The organism is Polaribacter dokdonensis, from assembly GCF_024362345.1.
GTDB classification, from domain to species: Bacteria; Bacteroidota; Bacteroidia; order Flavobacteriales; family Flavobacteriaceae; genus Polaribacter; species Polaribacter dokdonensis.
Window position 1 is genome coordinate 2,294,774 of record NZ_CP101505.1, and the last position, 15,606, is coordinate 2,310,379.

A 15,606-nucleotide genomic window follows, 5' to 3' on the forward strand; every position below is an offset into this window, starting at 1 on the left:
ATTAAATAAATTAATTATGAAAACAAATAAAACAATCATCTTATTATTAGCTTTAGTTGCTAGTATATCTTTTACTTCTTGTGTAGAGGATGGAGATTTTACTGTACCTCAAAGCATAGGAGCAGAAGAAAATGCAGCAGTTGAAACAATAGAAGCAGAACTTGCAGACCCAAATAGCGGTTTAACAGAAATTTCTATTGCTAATTTAGCAGGCTTAGTTGTTAATGGGCAAGCAACAGAAATTACATCTAACATTGTTGTAAAAGGTTATGTAACATCATCAGATGAAACAGGTAATTTTTACAAAGAGTTTTTTATTCAAGACAAACCAGAAAATCCTACAGCTGCAATTAAAGTAGCTTTAGAGTTGGTAGATTCTTACAACAAATTTAATATTGGTAGAGAAGTTTACGTAAGATTAAATGGTTTATATGTTGGTGAAGTTCGTTCTGGAGATGGAGTTGCTACAATTGGTGGTGATAAAAACGATGATGGTGATGAAGTAGAAAATTTATCTTTAAACCAATTAGACACTCAATTATTTAGATCATCTAATACAGAAACTATTGTACCATTAAGTGTTAAGTTCTCAGAAATTAATGATAGTCATATTGGTATGTTTATTCAGGTTGATAATGCACAGTTTCCAACTACTTTAGCTGGTAAAACATATGTAGATGCTAATGATCAATTTGATACTCAAAGAACATTACAAAGTTGTGATGGTTTTGGTTTTACAACCTTTATTTTAGAAACTTCTGCTTTTGCAAGCTTTAAATTCGCAACATTACCAGCAGGTGGTGGTTCTATTGCAGGTGTAGTCTCTAAAACTTTTAATGGTAGTGATTTAGTATTAGCTTTAAATAGCAATGCAGATGTTGATATGTCTGGTTCAAGATGTACACCTTTAGATATTAATGATTTTAGCGTAATTGTAGAAGAAGATTTCGATTCAGGTGTAGACAACTCTACATTTAACTTTCCAGGTTGGACTAACTTCGCAGAAGAAGGAAGTGAATTATGGACAGAGCAAGTTTTTAGTGGAAATGGTTATGCAGAGTTTAGTTCTTTTAGATCTGGAGATGATGTAAATATTGCTTGGTTAATTTCACCAAGTATTGATATGGATGCACAAACTAATGAGTTTTTAAACTTTCAAGTAGCACAACATCACTTAGATTCTGTAGACAATACTTTAGAGTTATTTGTTTCTACTGATTATGATGGTTCTAATGTTGCAGCTGCAACTTGGCAGCCAGTTTCTGCAAATTTACCTGTACCAAGTGATTCTTGGTACGCATTTAAAGATTCTGGTTTAGTAGATTTATCTACATATACAGGTACACTTTATGTTGGATTTAAAGTAACAGGTTCAGGTAATGACGATACTTTAGATGGAGCATACATGATAGATGATTTTAAAGTTTTAGCACAATAAGCTTACTTTTTTAAATAAATATAAAACCAGTAAAGTTTTCTTTACTGGTTTTTTTATTTTTACACTATGAATAAGATAGAACACATAGGTATTGCAGTTAAAGATTTAGAAAAATCAAATAAAGTATTTGCCTCACTTTTTGGTGAAGAACATTATAAAGTAGAAGAAGTCTTATCAGAAGGTGTTAAAACCTCTTTCTTTAAAAATGGTCCTAATAAAATTGAGCTTTTAGAAGCTACAAATCCAGAAAGCCCAATTGCAAAATTTATTGCAAAAAAAGGTGAAGGTATTCATCATATTGCATTTGCAGTAGATGATATTTTAAGTGAAATTAAGCGCTTAAAAGAAGAAGGGTTTATCGTTTTAAATGAAGAGCCAAAAAAGGGTGCAGACAATAAATTAGTGGCCTTTTTGCATCCTAAATCTACAAATGGAGTACTAATAGAATTGTGTCAAGAAATCAAATAGTTAAAATACTGCAAACTCTTCTTAACAACTGATTTCTAATTATTATCTTGCAAACGATTAAACCTTAAAATCAATGTCCAAAAAATTTGATTCTTATCAAAAAAGACGCTTACAATCTTCTTACATTTCTGTTGTAATTAGTATTGCTTTGGTGCTATTTATGGTGGGTATTTTAAGTTTAATTGTTTTAAAAAGCACTAAAGTTGCTAACTATGTAAAAGAGAAAGTTGCCATTACTCTTTTTATAAAAGATAACGTTACTCAAAAACAGATTAAAACTTTTAGAGAATCTTTACTAGAAGAAGAATTTACTAAAAAGGCTATTTATACAAGTAAAGCACAAGCTGCAAAAAGATTTAGTGAGCAAATAGGAGAGGATTTTTTAGAATTTCTAGGAGAAAATCCACTAAAAAATGGTGTAGATATTTACTTAAAAGCAGATTATGTTACACCAGAAAAAGTAGCAGAATTAGAACAAAGATTTCAAAAAAATGCTTTTGTAGCGGATGTTTCTTATGATAAACCACTAATAAATCTACTGACAAAAAATATAAAACGAATTAGTTTTTGGTTATTAGTTTTAAGTAGCTTTTTTGCCTTGGTTGCAATGATATTAATCAACAGCTCAATACGTTTATCAATCTATTCAAAAAGGTTTAATATTAAAACCATGCAAATGGTTGGAGCTACTAAAAGCTTTATTAGAAGACCATTTATTTTCAGAAGTTTAAAATTAGGTTTATTGGGTGCACTAATTGCATTAATGGGTATTGCAGTTATTATTTACTATTTAGATAAGTATATACCAGCCATAAATTTTTTAGAAGATTATATTACTTTAGGCTATATTTCTGGCATCGTAATTATATCTTCTCTGATTATTACTTGGATCAGTACATTCCTTGCAACACAACGTTTTTTAAATTTGCAAACAGACGAATTATATTATTAATATTATGAAAAATAAAGTAAAGCAAAAGCCAGAATTTTTATTTGGTAAACGAAATTATATCATAATGCTTATAGGTATTGTGTTTATTACTGCAGGTTTTATTTTTATGTCTGGTGGAGGTAGTGATGATCCAAATGTGTTTAATGAAGAAATCTACAATTGGCAGAGAATTCGTTTAGCACCAACTTTAGTAATTATAGGATTAGCAATAGAGATTTACGCAATTTTAGCAGATCCTAAAAAATAAATTATGGATATTTTAGAAGCTATAGTTCTTGGTGTAATTCAGGGTTTAACAGAATTTTTACCAGTTTCTTCTAGTGGTCATTTAGAGTTAGCAAAAGCTATTTTAGGTGATACTTCTGTGCCAGAAGAAAGTTTAACTTTTACTGTTGTTTTACACTTTGCAACAGCATTAAGCACCTTGGTAATTTTTAGAAAAGAAGTTGCAGAAATCTTAAAAGGATTATTTCAATTCAAATGGAATGACCAAACAAAATTCTCATTAAAAATTATAATTTCTATGTTGCCAGCAGTTGTTGTTGGTTTGTTGTTCGAAGAGCAACTAGAGGCCTTTTTTGGAGGTAAAATATTGTTAGTGGGTGTAATGCTATTAGTTACAGCAATACTTTTATTATTAGCAGATAAAGCCAAAAACACCGATAAAGAAGTATCCTTTACAAACTCTGTAATTATTGGTATTTCGCAAGCTATTGCAATGTTACCAGGTATTTCTAGATCTGGTGCAACTATTTCAACATCAGTTTTATTAGGTATTGATAGAACAAAAGCTGCACGTTTTTCTTTTTTAATGGTTGTACCTTTAATATTTGGTAAAATAGGTAAAGACGTTTTAAGTGGCGATTTAAATTTTCAATCTTCAGAAATGTTACCTATAATTGCAGGTTTTATAGCAGCGTTTTTAGCAGGAATTTTAGCTTGTAAATGGATGATTGCTTTAGTCAAAAAAAGCAAATTATCTTACTTTTCTTTATACTGTGCAATTGTAGGTTTTATAGCTATAGGTTACGCTTTATTTTTGGCATAAACTCAGTATTTGATGACAGAAGAAGATTTTAAAAATGGACAAGTTTTACTGATTGATAAACCATTAACTTGGACCTCTTTTCAGGCTGTAAATAAAATACGTTGGCACATAAAACAGCGTTTTAACCTTAAAAAAATAAAAGTAGGTCATGCAGGTACTTTAGATCCTTTAGCTACTGGCTTATTAATCATTTGTACAGGTAAACAAACCAAAGAAATAAATACTTATCAAGGTCAAATTAAAGAATATACAGGAACTTTTACCTTGGGTGCAACTACACCAAGTTATGATTTAGAAACAGAGGTAAATGAAACGTTTTCTATAGATCATATCACAGAAGATTTATTAAATCAAACCACCCAAAAATTTATTGGTGATATTGATCAGAAACCACCTATTTTTTCTGCTATTAAAAAGGATGGTAAACGTTTATATGAATTAGCTAGAAAAGGTGAAACCACTGAAATAAAATCGAGAACAGTTACTGTTTCTGAATTTGAAATTACAAAAATAGCTTTACCAAATGTTGAGTTTAGAGTAGTTTGTTCTAAAGGAACTTACATAAGATCATTGGCGTATGATTTTGGAAAGGCTTTAGATTCTGGAGCGCATTTATCAGTTTTAAGAAGAACCAAAATTGGAGATTTTTCTGTAGATAATGCAGAATCTATTGAAGGTTTTATTGAAAATTTAAAAGCTGAGTAGTTTTGTAAAATTGATTTAATTTTTAGGATTGATTTCTTTAAACTTTAGAGGTGCTTTTGTAAACGAATTCAACTAAAAAGCTGAGTGCAATTATACTTAGTGCACTAAAAACACCAATTTTGTTTTCTGCAAACTGCTGTAATAACAAGGTTGCAAAAGCAATAGCACAAATTATTGCTGCAAAAAGGTGAATAAACTTATTCGACTTTAGGGTCTTGTATTTTTTGTAGCCAATATAATTTACAATAGTAAAAATTAATAAAAAGCCAGAACTACCTGCAGTAGAAATACTCTCTAAATCAATAGTATTTACAAGAGCTATAGCTAAAATTGCTGTAATTAAAAAGCCAACTGGTTTTCCCCAAAGTGAATTACTGAAGTATTTTGGGAGCTCATCATCTTTAGCAATATCAAAGTTTACTCTTCCACTACCTAAAACAGTAGCATTAATAGCAGAAAAGGTAGATATCATGGCTGTTATTGTTATGATGGTAAACCCTATTTTTCCTAAAGTAGGTTCTGCTGCTTTGGCTAAAACATATTCCTCTGCACTTGCAATAGTATCAAAAGGCAGAGCTCCAATGGTTACTATAGCAATGAGTATATACAGAATTACTACAAACCCAACAGCACCAAAATATGCTTTTTCTGTGTTTTTCTCTTTATTTTGTAAATCTGAAATAGAATTGGCAATCAACTCAAAACCTTCATAGGCAACAAAAATAACCATACCTCCAGAAAGTAATAGAATTGGAGCTTCCCAGTTTTCTGGAGTAAGTTGATTTAGATTTTCTGAATTTTGGTATATTCCATAAAAACCTACTGCAATAAAAGCAATTAGAATAATAAGTTTTACAACAACAGAAACAGATTCTATTCTGCTAACTAGTTTAATACTCAGATAATTTATAAGAAGGGCTAACACAATTATGGCTGTTTGAAAGATTTTAATATCAACTTCATTATTACTAGTTATGGATATAAGTTCTGCACTGTAAGCACCAAAAGCAGAAGCGTACAAGGCCAGCATTACTATATAACTAATCCAAAGTAAGTTGTTAATTCCACCTGCAAATATTCCATTTCCAAACTGATGATGCACAAAACGAACTGTACCTCCATTTTCTGGATATTTTTTAGAGAGCTTGGCATAAGAATAAGCAGTTAGCAAAGCTATAATCCCTGCAAACAAAAAAGCAATTGGTGTACCTCCTTTTGCTAAAGATACTGCTAAACCAAGAACAGCGAATATACCACCACCAACCATGCCTCCAATACCAATAAAAATGGCATCTTTTAGATCTATTTTAGCACTCATACTTTGTGTGTTATAATTTGTTGTATATCTTTCTGTGCAATTTAATAATTTATAACTTAAAGTTAGAGTAAATTATTTAGGATAATGTTCTTAATTCTTGCCTATTATTCAATATAAAAATGCTAAAACGTATAAAAATATATATACATTTTAGCATCCTAAACTTTATGAGTAAACTTTTATTTTAGCCTAAATAATAACGTAAAACTTCTGTTCTAGATTTGTTTTGTAAACGTCTTATTGCCCTTTGTTTTACTTGTCTTACACGTTCTCTGGTTAAATCGAAAGTTTCACCAATTTCTGAAAGACTAGAAGCTGTGTGATTTCCTAAACCAAAAAACATTTTTATAACTTTAGCTTCTTTATGAGAAAGGGTTTCTAAAGCTCTATTTATTTCAATATCTAAAGATTGTTTCATTAAATTTCTATCTGGTCTTGGTGATTCATCTGATTTTAGGACATTGTAAAGATTAGAATCTTCACCTTCTCTAAAAGGTGCATCCATAGAAACATGTTTACCAGAATTTCTCATAGATTGGGACACATTTCTAACTGTGGTATCTAATTCATTTGCAATTTCTACATAAGTAGGAATTCTCTCATTTCTTTGTTCCAATTTAGAATACACTTTGTTTATTTTGCTGATGCTTCCAATTTTATTTAATGGTAAACGCACAATTCTAGATTGTTCTGCTAAAGATTGCATTATTGATTGCCTAATCCACCAAACTGCATAAGATATAAACTTAAAACCTCTAGTTTCATCAAAGCGTTTTGCTGCTTTTACTAAACCTAAATTACCTTCATTAATTAAATCTGATAATTTTAAACCTTGATTTTGATATTGTTTTGCTACAGAAACAACAAATCGTAAGTTAGCTTTTACCAATTTATCTAGAGCTCTTTGATCACCAGCTTTAATTTTTAATGCTAATTCTACTTCTTCATCAGCAGTTATTAAATCTATTTTTCCAATCTCTTGAAAATATTTTTCTAATGATTTGGTATCTCTGTTGGTTACTTGCTTTACAATTTTTAGTTGTCTCATATATAGTTTTTAATTTTTAAGTTCTTAAATAAATAAATTACAATCTCCACAGTCTTTCACTTCTCCATAATACGTTTCTCTATATTTATGTAGGGTTTTAACAGGAAAACCTAATACATGTTTTTTTATATAGATTACTTTAGAGTTTAAAATACCCATTGCAGATGAGTAATATTTTTCTTGTTTTGTACTTCGTTTTATTTCAATAATTTTCATAACAGTAATGATTAGAACGCAAAAAATTGCGCTCATTTATTAATAAGTAATACATAATAATTTACCAGTTAGCAGAAAAGCTAGAAGGCAGAGGAATAAAATGGTACAGCAGCTTTATAAGTTGAAGAAATAAAATACTGTTTGTACGCTTTAATTTTCATAGATCTCAAAATTACAAAAAATAAGCCGTTTTTGCTAAAAAATGAGCTTTTTTCTTCATTTTTGACCAAAAACGACTAAAAAACGATTATTTTTTTAAATTTATTAATCGAGTTAAAAATGCAATGGTTTGGGTTAATTAAAACTATAATGAGAGCGTACATTTGTAACCTAATTAAATAGTAAACGAAAAGATTATGAAAACGATAAAAAGATTTACAGCAATTTTAGCCATGGCTTCTATAGTACTTGTGGCTTGTGATGCTAAGAAAGAAAAAGAATACAATTTAGATTTAAATGATGGTACATCAGTATTTTATAACTCTAATGACGAGGATGCTTTAAGAATTAATGGGTGGACATCTTTTAATGCAACAAACGAAACTTTAAAAGGTTTACAAGAAACAGATTTTGATTTGCCAATGACTAGTTTAGAAAACTTAAATGACCCAATTGCAAATTTGTCTAATTCTATACCAACATCATTAAAAACAGAAGAGGTTATAGAAGATATAGAAGATGTGCAAGAAGAATATACAAAACTGATTAATGAAAAGAATGAACCTTTAGATAACGTTAAGCAGAACATGGAAGAACTTGTAGAAAAGTTCGATGATTTAAGAGAAGAATTGAATGAAACAGTAGAAGATTATATTACTAAGTAGTAACATATAAAGTGAAATTAAAAAGGGAAGTTGTACAACTTCCCTTTTTTTATGCTAAAATCTTAAAGTAGCACCTATTAAAAAGTTTCTAGTAGCTTGTGGGTAATACCCTGCACCATCTACTGTAGTTACAGTTCCTGGAACAGAAAAATCATCATCATATGTATAGTAATAACCTCTATCTACATATTCAGTATCAAAAATATTATTCACTAAAGCTGTTAAGGTAATTGAATCGAATATTTTATTTGGTGTAATTGTATACACAATATTAATATCGCTTGTAAAGTAGCTTTCTAAAACATCGTTAGTAGATATTGCACTACTTAAATTACTTAAAAATTGTTCACCTACATATTTAGATAACAAACTTAACTGTAATTTCTCTGTTGGATTATAGATAAACATATTACCTACAATTACATTTGGAGAAAAAGAGATATCTGTATTTCCTAATAATTCAGGAGTAGTATTACCATCTCTAGTTACAAAAAAGTCTCTGTTTTTATTGGTACTAAAGGCTGCATTTGGTTTCCAAGAAAATTTATCAGTAAAACGAATGTCTGCATCTATTTCTAAACCTAATCTATAACTACTTCCAGATGTTTCTCTTACTGGAGCTCCTACATCATCTAAAGCACCAGTTAAAACTAACTGATTCTTGTAATCCATATAATAGATGTTGGTGTTTAGTTTTACTTTACCATTGTTTAAACGCCAACCTAATTCTAAATCATTTAAAGTTTCTGGAGTAGAAACTCCGTTTTCAAAATCATTTCTGTTTGGTTCTCTATTTGCAACTGCAAAAGAAGCATATAAATTATTATTGGCATTTAAATTATAGGTTAAACCAAATTTAGGATTGAAAAAATCAAAATTAGCATCTACGTTTATAGGGTCTCTATCTGAAGTTAAACCTTGTGTTCTATAAGACACAAAACGCCCTTGTAAATCTGCATAACCAGATAATTTTTTTGAGATATAAAAGTTTGCTTTTGCAAATAATGAAAAATCATTTTTTGTAGCATCAGAAAAATAATAGCGATCTCTAATTTCTGTATTTGGTGCTAAATCAGAACCCCAAATAACTTCTCCAAAATGATCTCCTGTATAATTAGAGTATGAAATTCCTGTAATTAAATTAATCTTTTCTGTTTTATAATTGGTATTAAAGTTAGCTACGTAAAAATTGTTATCTAACCAACGTCTTACAATAACATCACTACCATCTACTATTAAATTATTAAAATCTGCAGCAGATTCTCCAGGTTTATATTGTTCAAAAAATCCAGAACCTTTAGTGTAGTTTAAACCTAAAGTAGTGCTCCATTTATCATTTAATTGCTCATTCCAATGCAATTGATAATGGTTTTGTCCATAATCGTCTACTTCATTTTCATAAGTATATGGGTTTTGTCTTCTGTCTTGTTCTAATTGAGTAGCATCTAATCCAAACCAAGATTGGTAGGTTCTTTCTTCTCCACCAAAAGTAATTGCTTTTATAAGTGTATTTTCATCAGAATAACTTCCTTGTAAATAGTAAGATTTTAAATCTGTAAATGCTCTATCTACATATCCATCAGAATAAATATCAGACAAACGACCTGCAATCTCTATGTGATCGTTTATTTTACCAGTACTAAATTTTACAGTGTGTTTACGAGTACCAAAAGAGCCAAAAGAATTCGAAATTTCTCCATAAGCTTCTTCAGAAACAGCATCTGTTAAAATGTTTAAACTTGCACCAAAAGCACCTGAACCATTGGTTGATGTACCAACTCCTCTTTGCAATTGCAAGTTCTCTGTAGAAGATGCAAAATCTCCTAAATTCACCCAAAAAGTTCCATGACTTTCAGCATCATTATAAGGTATTCCATTTACAGTTACATTAATTCTTTCTCCATTAGAACCACGTACATTCATGTAAGTATAACCTATACCTGCACCTGCATCTGATGATGAAATTACAGATGGTAAATAGTTTAGTAAGATAGGTATGTCTTGCCCCAAATTACGTTTTGCAATTTCTTTCTTAGATAGGTTAGAGAATGTAACAGGAATGTCTGCATTAACCCTTACTGCATTTACTAGAACTTCATCTAGAACAGTGTCTTCATTCTGTAATGTAAAATCTGCAGTTACATTTTGATTTAGAATAACAATTCCTTGTAAAAAACTCTTGTAACCCAAATAAGTAACTTGAATAAAATGTTCTCCTTTTGGCAAATTTAAAAGGTAGGTACCATCTGCTTTTGTAGTGGTACCTCTTTTTAGATTTTTTGCATAAACAGTTGCATTTGCTAAAGGTTCATTGTTTTGGTCTACAACTTTCCCTGTAAGTTGGTAGGACTGTGCGTTTACAAGTATACTTGCAAACAAGAATAAAAAAATGATAGTTTTTTTCATTTTAAAAAATTTAAAACGAATAAAAAGAGGTAATTATTCTTGTAATTAATAGTGAATAATTATTTCGTCATTAAAAAATGACTTTGTTAAACATCCCTAAACAGCATTACCTGTTCTAGGTTCATTGGGTATGATCTCAGCTTTTTACAGCACCCCTTTTGAGAACGCTGCAAAATTAAGTGCTAAAAATATAATATGAAATATAAAATTGCTTTTTTTTCTATTTGTATATGGTGTACAAAATTGCGTAATAAAGCACATGATTGCTATTTGTATTAAATAAATTTGTTATGCAATTAAAAGTGTTTTGTTTAAGCTTAATTTTAAACAATTTTCTTTTACTTAATACACCAACCAATGAAATTATATAAAAAAATAGTGCTATTTATTTGTTTTCTAGCACTAAGCATTCCTGCTCAATCACAGGAAAAAGAAAACGAAAGTGGCATAGATAAGTTTGTAGAATATTTTACATTTTATCCTAATAGAAAGAAAGTTGCACAAGATTCAACTTTATACTTATCAAAAATTATTACAGCACCTATTATAAGTTATTCACCAGAAACCAGCCTTGGTTTTGGAGTAGGAGCAAAGTATTTATTTAAATTTAAAGGAAGTGGAGAAGAAACAAGAACCTCTAATATGCCTGTTTCTTTGCTTTATACACTAAACAGTCAATTCTTTATTTTTTCTGGATTTGAGATATTTACCAATCAGGAAAAATGGGTAATTTCTGGTAATATATTATTTCAAAACTATCCTAGATTATATTATGGAATAGGACAAAACACACCAGAAGAGAATGAAGAAATTTACGATACCTATCAATTTTTATTTGAACCAATTTTATTAAAACAAGCTTTTACACGTTACTTATTTTTGGGTGGTGGAGTTAGGTATAACAAAATTTATGATACAAAAATAGAAGAAAATGGTTTGTTAGCTACAACTCAACCATCAGGTTTTAATGGTTCTACTTCTGTTGGTTTTGAGCTTGCAGCTTTGTATGACAGTAGAGATAACATTTTAAATGCCTCTAAAGGATGGTACATGGAGTTAACCAAAGGTTATTATGGAACTGCTTTGGGAGGAACGCATCAATTTGAATTAACTCGTTTTGATTTGCGTCATTACATGAAAATTTCTAGCAAAAATGATGATGTTTTAGCTTTTCAAGCCATTGGTCATTTTGCTAATGGAGATGCTTCTTTATCTGAATTGGCACTTTTTGGAAACGAAGAAATGATGCGTGGTTATATAGAAGGTAGATACATAGAAGAAAATTTATTGGCAGCTCAAGTAGAGTATAGAAAAACGTTTAAAGATAGTAGATTTGGTATGGTTGCTTTTTTAGGAGCAGGAGATGTTTTTAATAAATCTAAAGATTTAAGTTTAAGTGATTTAAAATTAAACTATGGGGTTGGTTTACGATTTATGTTAGATAAGAAAGAAAAATTAAATATTAGATTCGATTTTGGATCTGGTAACAATACAGATGGAAACTTTTACGTAAATATTGCTGAAGCTTATTAGGCTTTAGGTATTAATCTAATCTCGGTTTTTTACGCAAAGCCTTTTTTAGAGAATTACGTTTATTTTTCTCAACATTTTTTAAAATTGAAGATCTACTTGGTTTAGTAGGTCTTCTTTTTTTAGGTTTAATTAAACTTGTTTTCAGCAACCCTAAAAAACGTTTTATAGCTAACTCCTTATTCTTATGTTGAGATCTGGTTTCTTCACAAAATATAATGAGTTGATGTTCTTTGGTTAATTTAGAAGCCAATTTTTCTTTCAGTGTTTCCTTTTCTTTATCAGATAATGCAAGCGAGTTTTCTAAATCAAATGTAAGTTCTATTTTAGATGAGGTTTTATTTACATGCTGACCACCTGCACCAGAACTTCTAATTGCTTTAAACTTTAGTTCTTTTATAATTTCTGATGAATGCATTACTACTAGTTGTTGATGTTTTTAGAAAAAGAATGTAAATTCTCTTTTACAGCAATAATATTATCAATTGCTTGTGTCGCTTTTTTAAGTCGTGTTTCTTTATCGCCTTTTAATAAAATATACTTACAATTATGTTCTTTTAGCGCTTTTTCAAAAGCATTGAACATTTCTAGCCTTTGTTCTGGTCTGTCTCTTAAATCGTCTTCTTCCCAAGGTGTATCTATGTAGGTTAACAGGTATAAATCATATTTATTAGTTTTTGCAGCTTCGTCTAAATTTTCATCAACAAAACCACCATAAAATTCTTGAGAATACACTTTTGTTTCTAATAAATCTGTATCACAAATTAAAACTTTATCTGCTTTTTTAGCAAGTTTGTTTTCCAACTTCATTTGCCCAATTGCAATAGGTAATAAGTCTTTTGCTTCACAGGTTTTACGTTCGTTATTCCATTTTTTTTGGAGGTATTCACGTGCAAATTCGGGTGCCCAAACTGTGTTATAGTAGCGAGCTAAATGTTTAGAAAGGGTTGTTTTTCCTGTAGATTCAGGGCCAAATAAAACAATCTTTACAATGTTAATGGGTTTTTGTTTAAGCTTTTCTTCCATGCTAAATAGCCAAATATGGCAATAAATGTAAATCCTAAATATTGAAAGCTGGTAAAGGTAAAACCTTTATAGAAGTATAAAGGTATAGAAATAATGTCTCCAATAATCCAAAAAATCCAATTTTCTATTTTTCGTTTTGCCATCAACCACATACCTACAAAGAAAATGGCTGTTGTAAAAGTATCAACATAAGCCACCCAAGAAGTCCATTTATCAAAATTTGTGTAAACTAAATAAACAAATATAAGTGTACCTAAAAAGATAAAAATAGAAGTTGTTTTTTCTTTTTTACTGGTTCTAGAAATTGGAGTAACATGTGTTTCATCAACTTTGCTTGTCCAAATATACCAACCGTAAATACTCATTATAAAATAGTAGGCATTAATCATCATGTCACCTAAAAGTTCCCACTTTAAAAGCAGATATACGAAAATAACTGTGCTAACCATTCCTGTTGGGAATACCCAAATTTTATTTTGTTTAGAGAACCAAACAGATAAAAATCCAAAGATTACTGCAATAATCTCTAGAGTTGTATCTAAGGTTGAATAGCCTTTGTACTGGCCAAAAAGGAAATCGAAAATATCTGACATTTGAAATTATTAGATCAATTAATTGGGTAAGTTAGCATGCGTAAACACAAGTAAACCCTTCAAATTCTAAAAAAGAGACATCATAAGAGGCTACATCACCATTAAAACGAATTTCACCTGTTGTTTTTGCGTTGTCAAATTTAAAATCAGCTACGTAAATATGGTGTAAAAAAAGCAACTTCTTTTTACCATAAATTTTATACAGACTTTCTTTTGCACCCCAAACAATGGTTAATTTTCGAATTAAGGCATCATCGTTTGCAATGGTTTTATACTCTTCAAAAGGAGTGAATTTATGCGCAATTTTTAAGATTTTATCTCGTTGTTTTTCAATGTCAATACCCACCTCTTTTTCGCTAGAATAAATAATTGCAGTAAAATTGAAAGAATGTGTAATAGAAATAAAATTATCATCTGCTAAATGAGGTTTCCCAAATTCGTCATAAATTAGGTCTGAATCTGTTAAATCTACCTCTTTTAACAAATGCCTAATTGATAAAAAACCTTTTTGATGTAACTCAGATTTCATAGAATTTAACCTAGCTTCGTTTTTATCGGTTAAAGAAATTTTTGCTTTTAGTGTTTCTAAACTTTCTTCTATCTTCCAAATGAAGACTTTAGTGGTTGGTGAAACTATTATAGTTTTGTAAAGAGGCATAGGTTTTAGAAAATGATGTTGTATCTTTGCAATCGATAAAATTAGACAATAAATATACATAATATGAGCACAAATACAGCATACGTACCTTTTAAAGTTAAAGATATTTCTTTAGCTGATTGGGGTAGAAAAGAAATAGAATTGGCAGAAGCAGAAATGCCAGGTTTAATGAGTTTAAGAGAAGAGTATGGAGATTCTCAGCCCTTAAAAGGAGCTAGAATTGCAGGTTGTTTACATATGACAATTCAAACTGCTGTTTTAATAGAAACTCTACAAGCTTTGGGTGCAGAAGTTACTTGGAGTTCTTGTAATATTTTCTCTACACAAGATCAAGCTGCAGCTGCAATTGCTGCAACAGGTACACCAGTTTATGCTTGGAAAGGAATGAACGAAGAAGAATTTGATTGGTGTATAGAACAAACATTATTTTTTGGTGAAGATAAAAAGCCACTAAATATGATATTAGATGATGGAGGAGATTTAACCAACATGGTTTTAGATAGATATCCAGAGTTAGCAGAAGGTATTAATGGTTTATCAGAAGAAACTACTACAGGAGTTCATAGACTTTATGAAAGAGTAAAAAACGGAACTTTACCAATGCCAGCTATCAACATTAACGATTCTGTAACCAAGTCTAAATTTGATAACAAATATGGTTGTAAAGAATCTGCAGTAGATGCAATTCGTAGAGCAACAGATATTATGTTAGCAGGTAAAAGAGTTGTAGTTTGTGGTTATGGAGATGTTGGTAAAGGTACAGCTGCTTCTTTTAAAGGTGCTGGTTCTATTGTAACTGTAACAGAGATTGACCCAATTTGTGCTTTACAAGCAGCAATGGATGGATTTGAAGTTAAGAAATTAGAAACTGTTGTTGCAAATGCAGATATTGTAATTACAACTACTGGTAATAAAGGTATTGTAAGAGGTGAGCATTTTGAAGCAATGAAAGACAAAGTTATTGTATGTAACATTGGTCATTTTGATAATGAAATTGATGTACCTTACTTGAACAACAATAGCGAAAAAGTAGAAATTAAGCCACAGGTTGATAAATACAACATTAATGGTAAAGATATTATTCTTCTTGCAGAAGGACGTTTAGTAAACTTAGGTTGTGCAACTGGGCATCCAAGTTTTGTAATGTCTAATTCATTTACAAATCAAACTTTAGCGCAAATAGAACTTTGGAACAATGCAGATGCTTATGAAAATAAAGTATACATGTTACCAAAACACTTAGATGAAAAAGTAGCAAAATTACACTTAGCTAAAATTGGTGTTGAGTTAACAGAGTTAAGCAAAGATCAAGCAGATTATATTGGTGTTACTCAAGAAGGGCCATATAAACCTGAACATTACAGATACTAAAAAGA

Annotated in this window: 17 protein-coding genes; 9 read left to right on the forward strand and 8 right to left on the reverse strand. The window is 30.1% G+C overall.

Features of this window, described 5'->3' with window-relative positions:
- Positions 1-16 precede the first annotated feature (16 nt).
- From LPB302_RS10250 to truB, 6 genes are all read left to right on the forward strand, one after another.
- Positions 17-1,438 carry a DUF5689 domain-containing protein gene (locus tag LPB302_RS10250; protein WP_053975293.1) on the forward strand — a complete coding sequence of 474 codons (1,422 nt, stop codon included), beginning with the start codon at positions 17-19 and terminating at the stop codon, positions 1,436-1,438.
- A gap of 66 nt (positions 1,439-1,504) precedes the next feature.
- Entirely contained in the window at positions 1,505-1,906 is a 402-nt protein-coding gene (mce, locus tag LPB302_RS10255; RefSeq protein WP_053973638.1) for a methylmalonyl-CoA epimerase, read from the forward strand.
- A 73-nt stretch (positions 1,907-1,979) separates the two neighbouring features.
- The gene (locus LPB302_RS10260; RefSeq protein WP_053973637.1) at positions 1,980-2,858 is read left to right on the forward strand and encodes a cell division protein FtsX; all 879 of its coding nucleotides are present in this window, start codon (positions 1,980-1,982) and stop codon (positions 2,856-2,858) included.
- A gap of 4 nt (positions 2,859-2,862) precedes the next feature.
- A complete protein-coding gene (locus tag LPB302_RS10265; RefSeq protein ID WP_053973636.1) occupies positions 2,863-3,105 on the forward strand; it encodes a DUF3098 domain-containing protein in 243 nt (80 codons plus the stop codon).
- Positions 3,106-3,108: 3 nt separating this feature from the next.
- Positions 3,109-3,906: an undecaprenyl-diphosphate phosphatase gene (locus tag LPB302_RS10270; RefSeq protein ID WP_053973635.1), complete on the forward strand. Its 798-nt coding sequence runs from the start codon at positions 3,109-3,111 to the stop codon at positions 3,904-3,906.
- 12 nt (positions 3,907-3,918) lie between these two features.
- On the forward strand, positions 3,919-4,611 hold the full coding sequence (truB, locus tag LPB302_RS10275; protein WP_053973634.1) for a tRNA pseudouridine(55) synthase TruB: 693 nt from the start codon (positions 3,919-3,921) through the stop codon (positions 4,609-4,611).
- Positions 4,612-4,648: 37 nt separating this feature from the next.
- Here the strand turns inward: truB and LPB302_RS10280 are convergent, their stop codons facing one another.
- From LPB302_RS10280 to LPB302_RS10290, 3 genes are all read right to left on the reverse strand, one after another.
- Complete coding sequence (locus LPB302_RS10280) at positions 4,649-5,929, reverse strand: APC family permease (RefSeq protein ID WP_053973633.1); 1,281 nt, start codon at positions 5,927-5,929, stop codon at positions 4,649-4,651.
- 184 nt (positions 5,930-6,113) lie between these two features.
- Positions 6,114-6,977, reverse strand: a complete 864-nt coding sequence (locus LPB302_RS10285) for a sigma-70 family RNA polymerase sigma factor (protein WP_053973632.1) — start codon at positions 6,975-6,977, stop codon at positions 6,114-6,116.
- A gap of 24 nt (positions 6,978-7,001) precedes the next feature.
- Positions 7,002-7,193: a hypothetical protein gene (locus tag LPB302_RS10290; protein WP_053973631.1), complete on the reverse strand. Its 192-nt coding sequence runs from the start codon at positions 7,191-7,193 to the stop codon at positions 7,002-7,004.
- Positions 7,194-7,549: 356 nt separating this feature from the next.
- On the opposite strand from LPB302_RS10290, the gene LPB302_RS10295 reads away from it, so the two are divergent.
- The gene (locus LPB302_RS10295; RefSeq protein ID WP_053973630.1) at positions 7,550-8,017 is read left to right on the forward strand and encodes a hypothetical protein; all 468 of its coding nucleotides are present in this window, start codon (positions 7,550-7,552) and stop codon (positions 8,015-8,017) included.
- Positions 8,018-8,071: 54 nt separating this feature from the next.
- Here the strand turns inward: LPB302_RS10295 and LPB302_RS10300 are convergent, their stop codons facing one another.
- Positions 8,072-10,423, reverse strand: coding sequence for a TonB-dependent receptor (locus LPB302_RS10300; protein WP_053973629.1), 2,352 nt, complete (start codon positions 10,421-10,423; stop codon positions 8,072-8,074).
- 357 nt (positions 10,424-10,780) lie between these two features.
- Here LPB302_RS10300 and LPB302_RS10305 point away from each other — a divergent pair, with 357 nt between their 5' ends.
- Positions 10,781-11,956, forward strand: coding sequence for a BamA/TamA family outer membrane protein (locus LPB302_RS10305; protein WP_053973628.1), 1,176 nt, complete (start codon positions 10,781-10,783; stop codon positions 11,954-11,956).
- Between the two features lie 10 nt (positions 11,957-11,966).
- Here the strand turns inward: LPB302_RS10305 and arfB are convergent, their stop codons facing one another.
- Genes arfB through LPB302_RS10325 form a run of 4 tightly spaced genes read right to left on the reverse strand, consistent with a single transcriptional unit; the run spans position 11,967 to position 14,230 of the window.
- Complete coding sequence (arfB, locus tag LPB302_RS10310) at positions 11,967-12,371, reverse strand: alternative ribosome rescue aminoacyl-tRNA hydrolase ArfB (RefSeq protein WP_053973627.1); 405 nt, start codon at positions 12,369-12,371, stop codon at positions 11,967-11,969.
- Between the two features lie 5 nt (positions 12,372-12,376).
- A complete protein-coding gene (locus tag LPB302_RS10315; RefSeq protein WP_053973626.1) occupies positions 12,377-12,979 on the reverse strand; it encodes an AAA family ATPase in 603 nt (200 codons plus the stop codon).
- Complete coding sequence (pnuC, locus tag LPB302_RS10320; RefSeq protein WP_053973625.1) at positions 12,940-13,572, reverse strand: nicotinamide riboside transporter PnuC; 633 nt, start codon at positions 13,570-13,572, stop codon at positions 12,940-12,942. Before pnuC ends, LPB302_RS10315 begins: the two co-directional genes overlap by 40 nt.
- Positions 13,573-13,603: 31 nt before the next feature.
- Positions 13,604-14,230 carry a 4'-phosphopantetheinyl transferase family protein gene (locus LPB302_RS10325; RefSeq protein WP_053973624.1) on the reverse strand — a complete coding sequence of 209 codons (627 nt, stop codon included), beginning with the start codon at positions 14,228-14,230 and terminating at the stop codon, positions 13,604-13,606.
- 63 nt (positions 14,231-14,293) lie between these two features.
- Here LPB302_RS10325 and ahcY point away from each other — a divergent pair, with 63 nt between their 5' ends.
- Positions 14,294-15,601, forward strand: coding sequence for an adenosylhomocysteinase (gene ahcY, locus LPB302_RS10330; protein WP_053973623.1), 1,308 nt, complete (start codon positions 14,294-14,296; stop codon positions 15,599-15,601).
- Positions 15,602-15,606 lie beyond the last annotated feature (5 nt).

Bases quoted from the DNA above. Each gene is read 5' to 3' on its own strand.
- LPB302_RS10250 (WP_053975293.1), top strand. From the start codon at position 17: ATGAAAACAAATAAAACAATCATCTTATTATTAGCTTTAGTTGCTAGT.
- mce (WP_053973638.1), top strand. From the start codon at position 1,505: ATGAATAAGATAGAACACATAGGTATTGCAGTTAAAGATTTAGAAAAA.
- LPB302_RS10260 (WP_053973637.1), top strand. From the start codon at position 1,980: ATGTCCAAAAAATTTGATTCTTATCAAAAAAGACGCTTACAATCTTCT.
- LPB302_RS10265 (WP_053973636.1), top strand. From the start codon at position 2,863: ATGAAAAATAAAGTAAAGCAAAAGCCAGAATTTTTATTTGGTAAACGA.
- LPB302_RS10270 (WP_053973635.1), top strand. From the start codon at position 3,109: ATGGATATTTTAGAAGCTATAGTTCTTGGTGTAATTCAGGGTTTAACA.
- truB (WP_053973634.1), top strand. From the start codon at position 3,919: ATGACAGAAGAAGATTTTAAAAATGGACAAGTTTTACTGATTGATAAA.
- LPB302_RS10280 (WP_053973633.1), bottom strand. From the start codon at position 5,929: ATGAGTGCTAAAATAGATCTAAAAGATGCCATTTTTATTGGTATTGGA.
- LPB302_RS10285 (WP_053973632.1), bottom strand. From the start codon at position 6,977: ATGAGACAACTAAAAATTGTAAAGCAAGTAACCAACAGAGATACCAAA.
- LPB302_RS10290 (WP_053973631.1), bottom strand. From the start codon at position 7,193: ATGAAAATTATTGAAATAAAACGAAGTACAAAACAAGAAAAATATTAC.
- LPB302_RS10295 (WP_053973630.1), top strand. From the start codon at position 7,550: ATGAAAACGATAAAAAGATTTACAGCAATTTTAGCCATGGCTTCTATA.
- LPB302_RS10300 (WP_053973629.1), bottom strand. From the start codon at position 10,423: ATGAAAAAAACTATCATTTTTTTATTCTTGTTTGCAAGTATACTTGTA.
- LPB302_RS10305 (WP_053973628.1), top strand. From the start codon at position 10,781: ATGAAATTATATAAAAAAATAGTGCTATTTATTTGTTTTCTAGCACTA.
- arfB (WP_053973627.1), bottom strand. From the start codon at position 12,371: ATGCATTCATCAGAAATTATAAAAGAACTAAAGTTTAAAGCAATTAGA.
- LPB302_RS10315 (WP_053973626.1), bottom strand. From the start codon at position 12,979: ATGGAAGAAAAGCTTAAACAAAAACCCATTAACATTGTAAAGATTGTT.
- pnuC (WP_053973625.1), bottom strand. From the start codon at position 13,572: ATGTCAGATATTTTCGATTTCCTTTTTGGCCAGTACAAAGGCTATTCA.
- LPB302_RS10325 (WP_053973624.1), bottom strand. From the start codon at position 14,230: ATGCCTCTTTACAAAACTATAATAGTTTCACCAACCACTAAAGTCTTC.
- ahcY (WP_053973623.1), top strand. From the start codon at position 14,294: ATGAGCACAAATACAGCATACGTACCTTTTAAAGTTAAAGATATTTCT.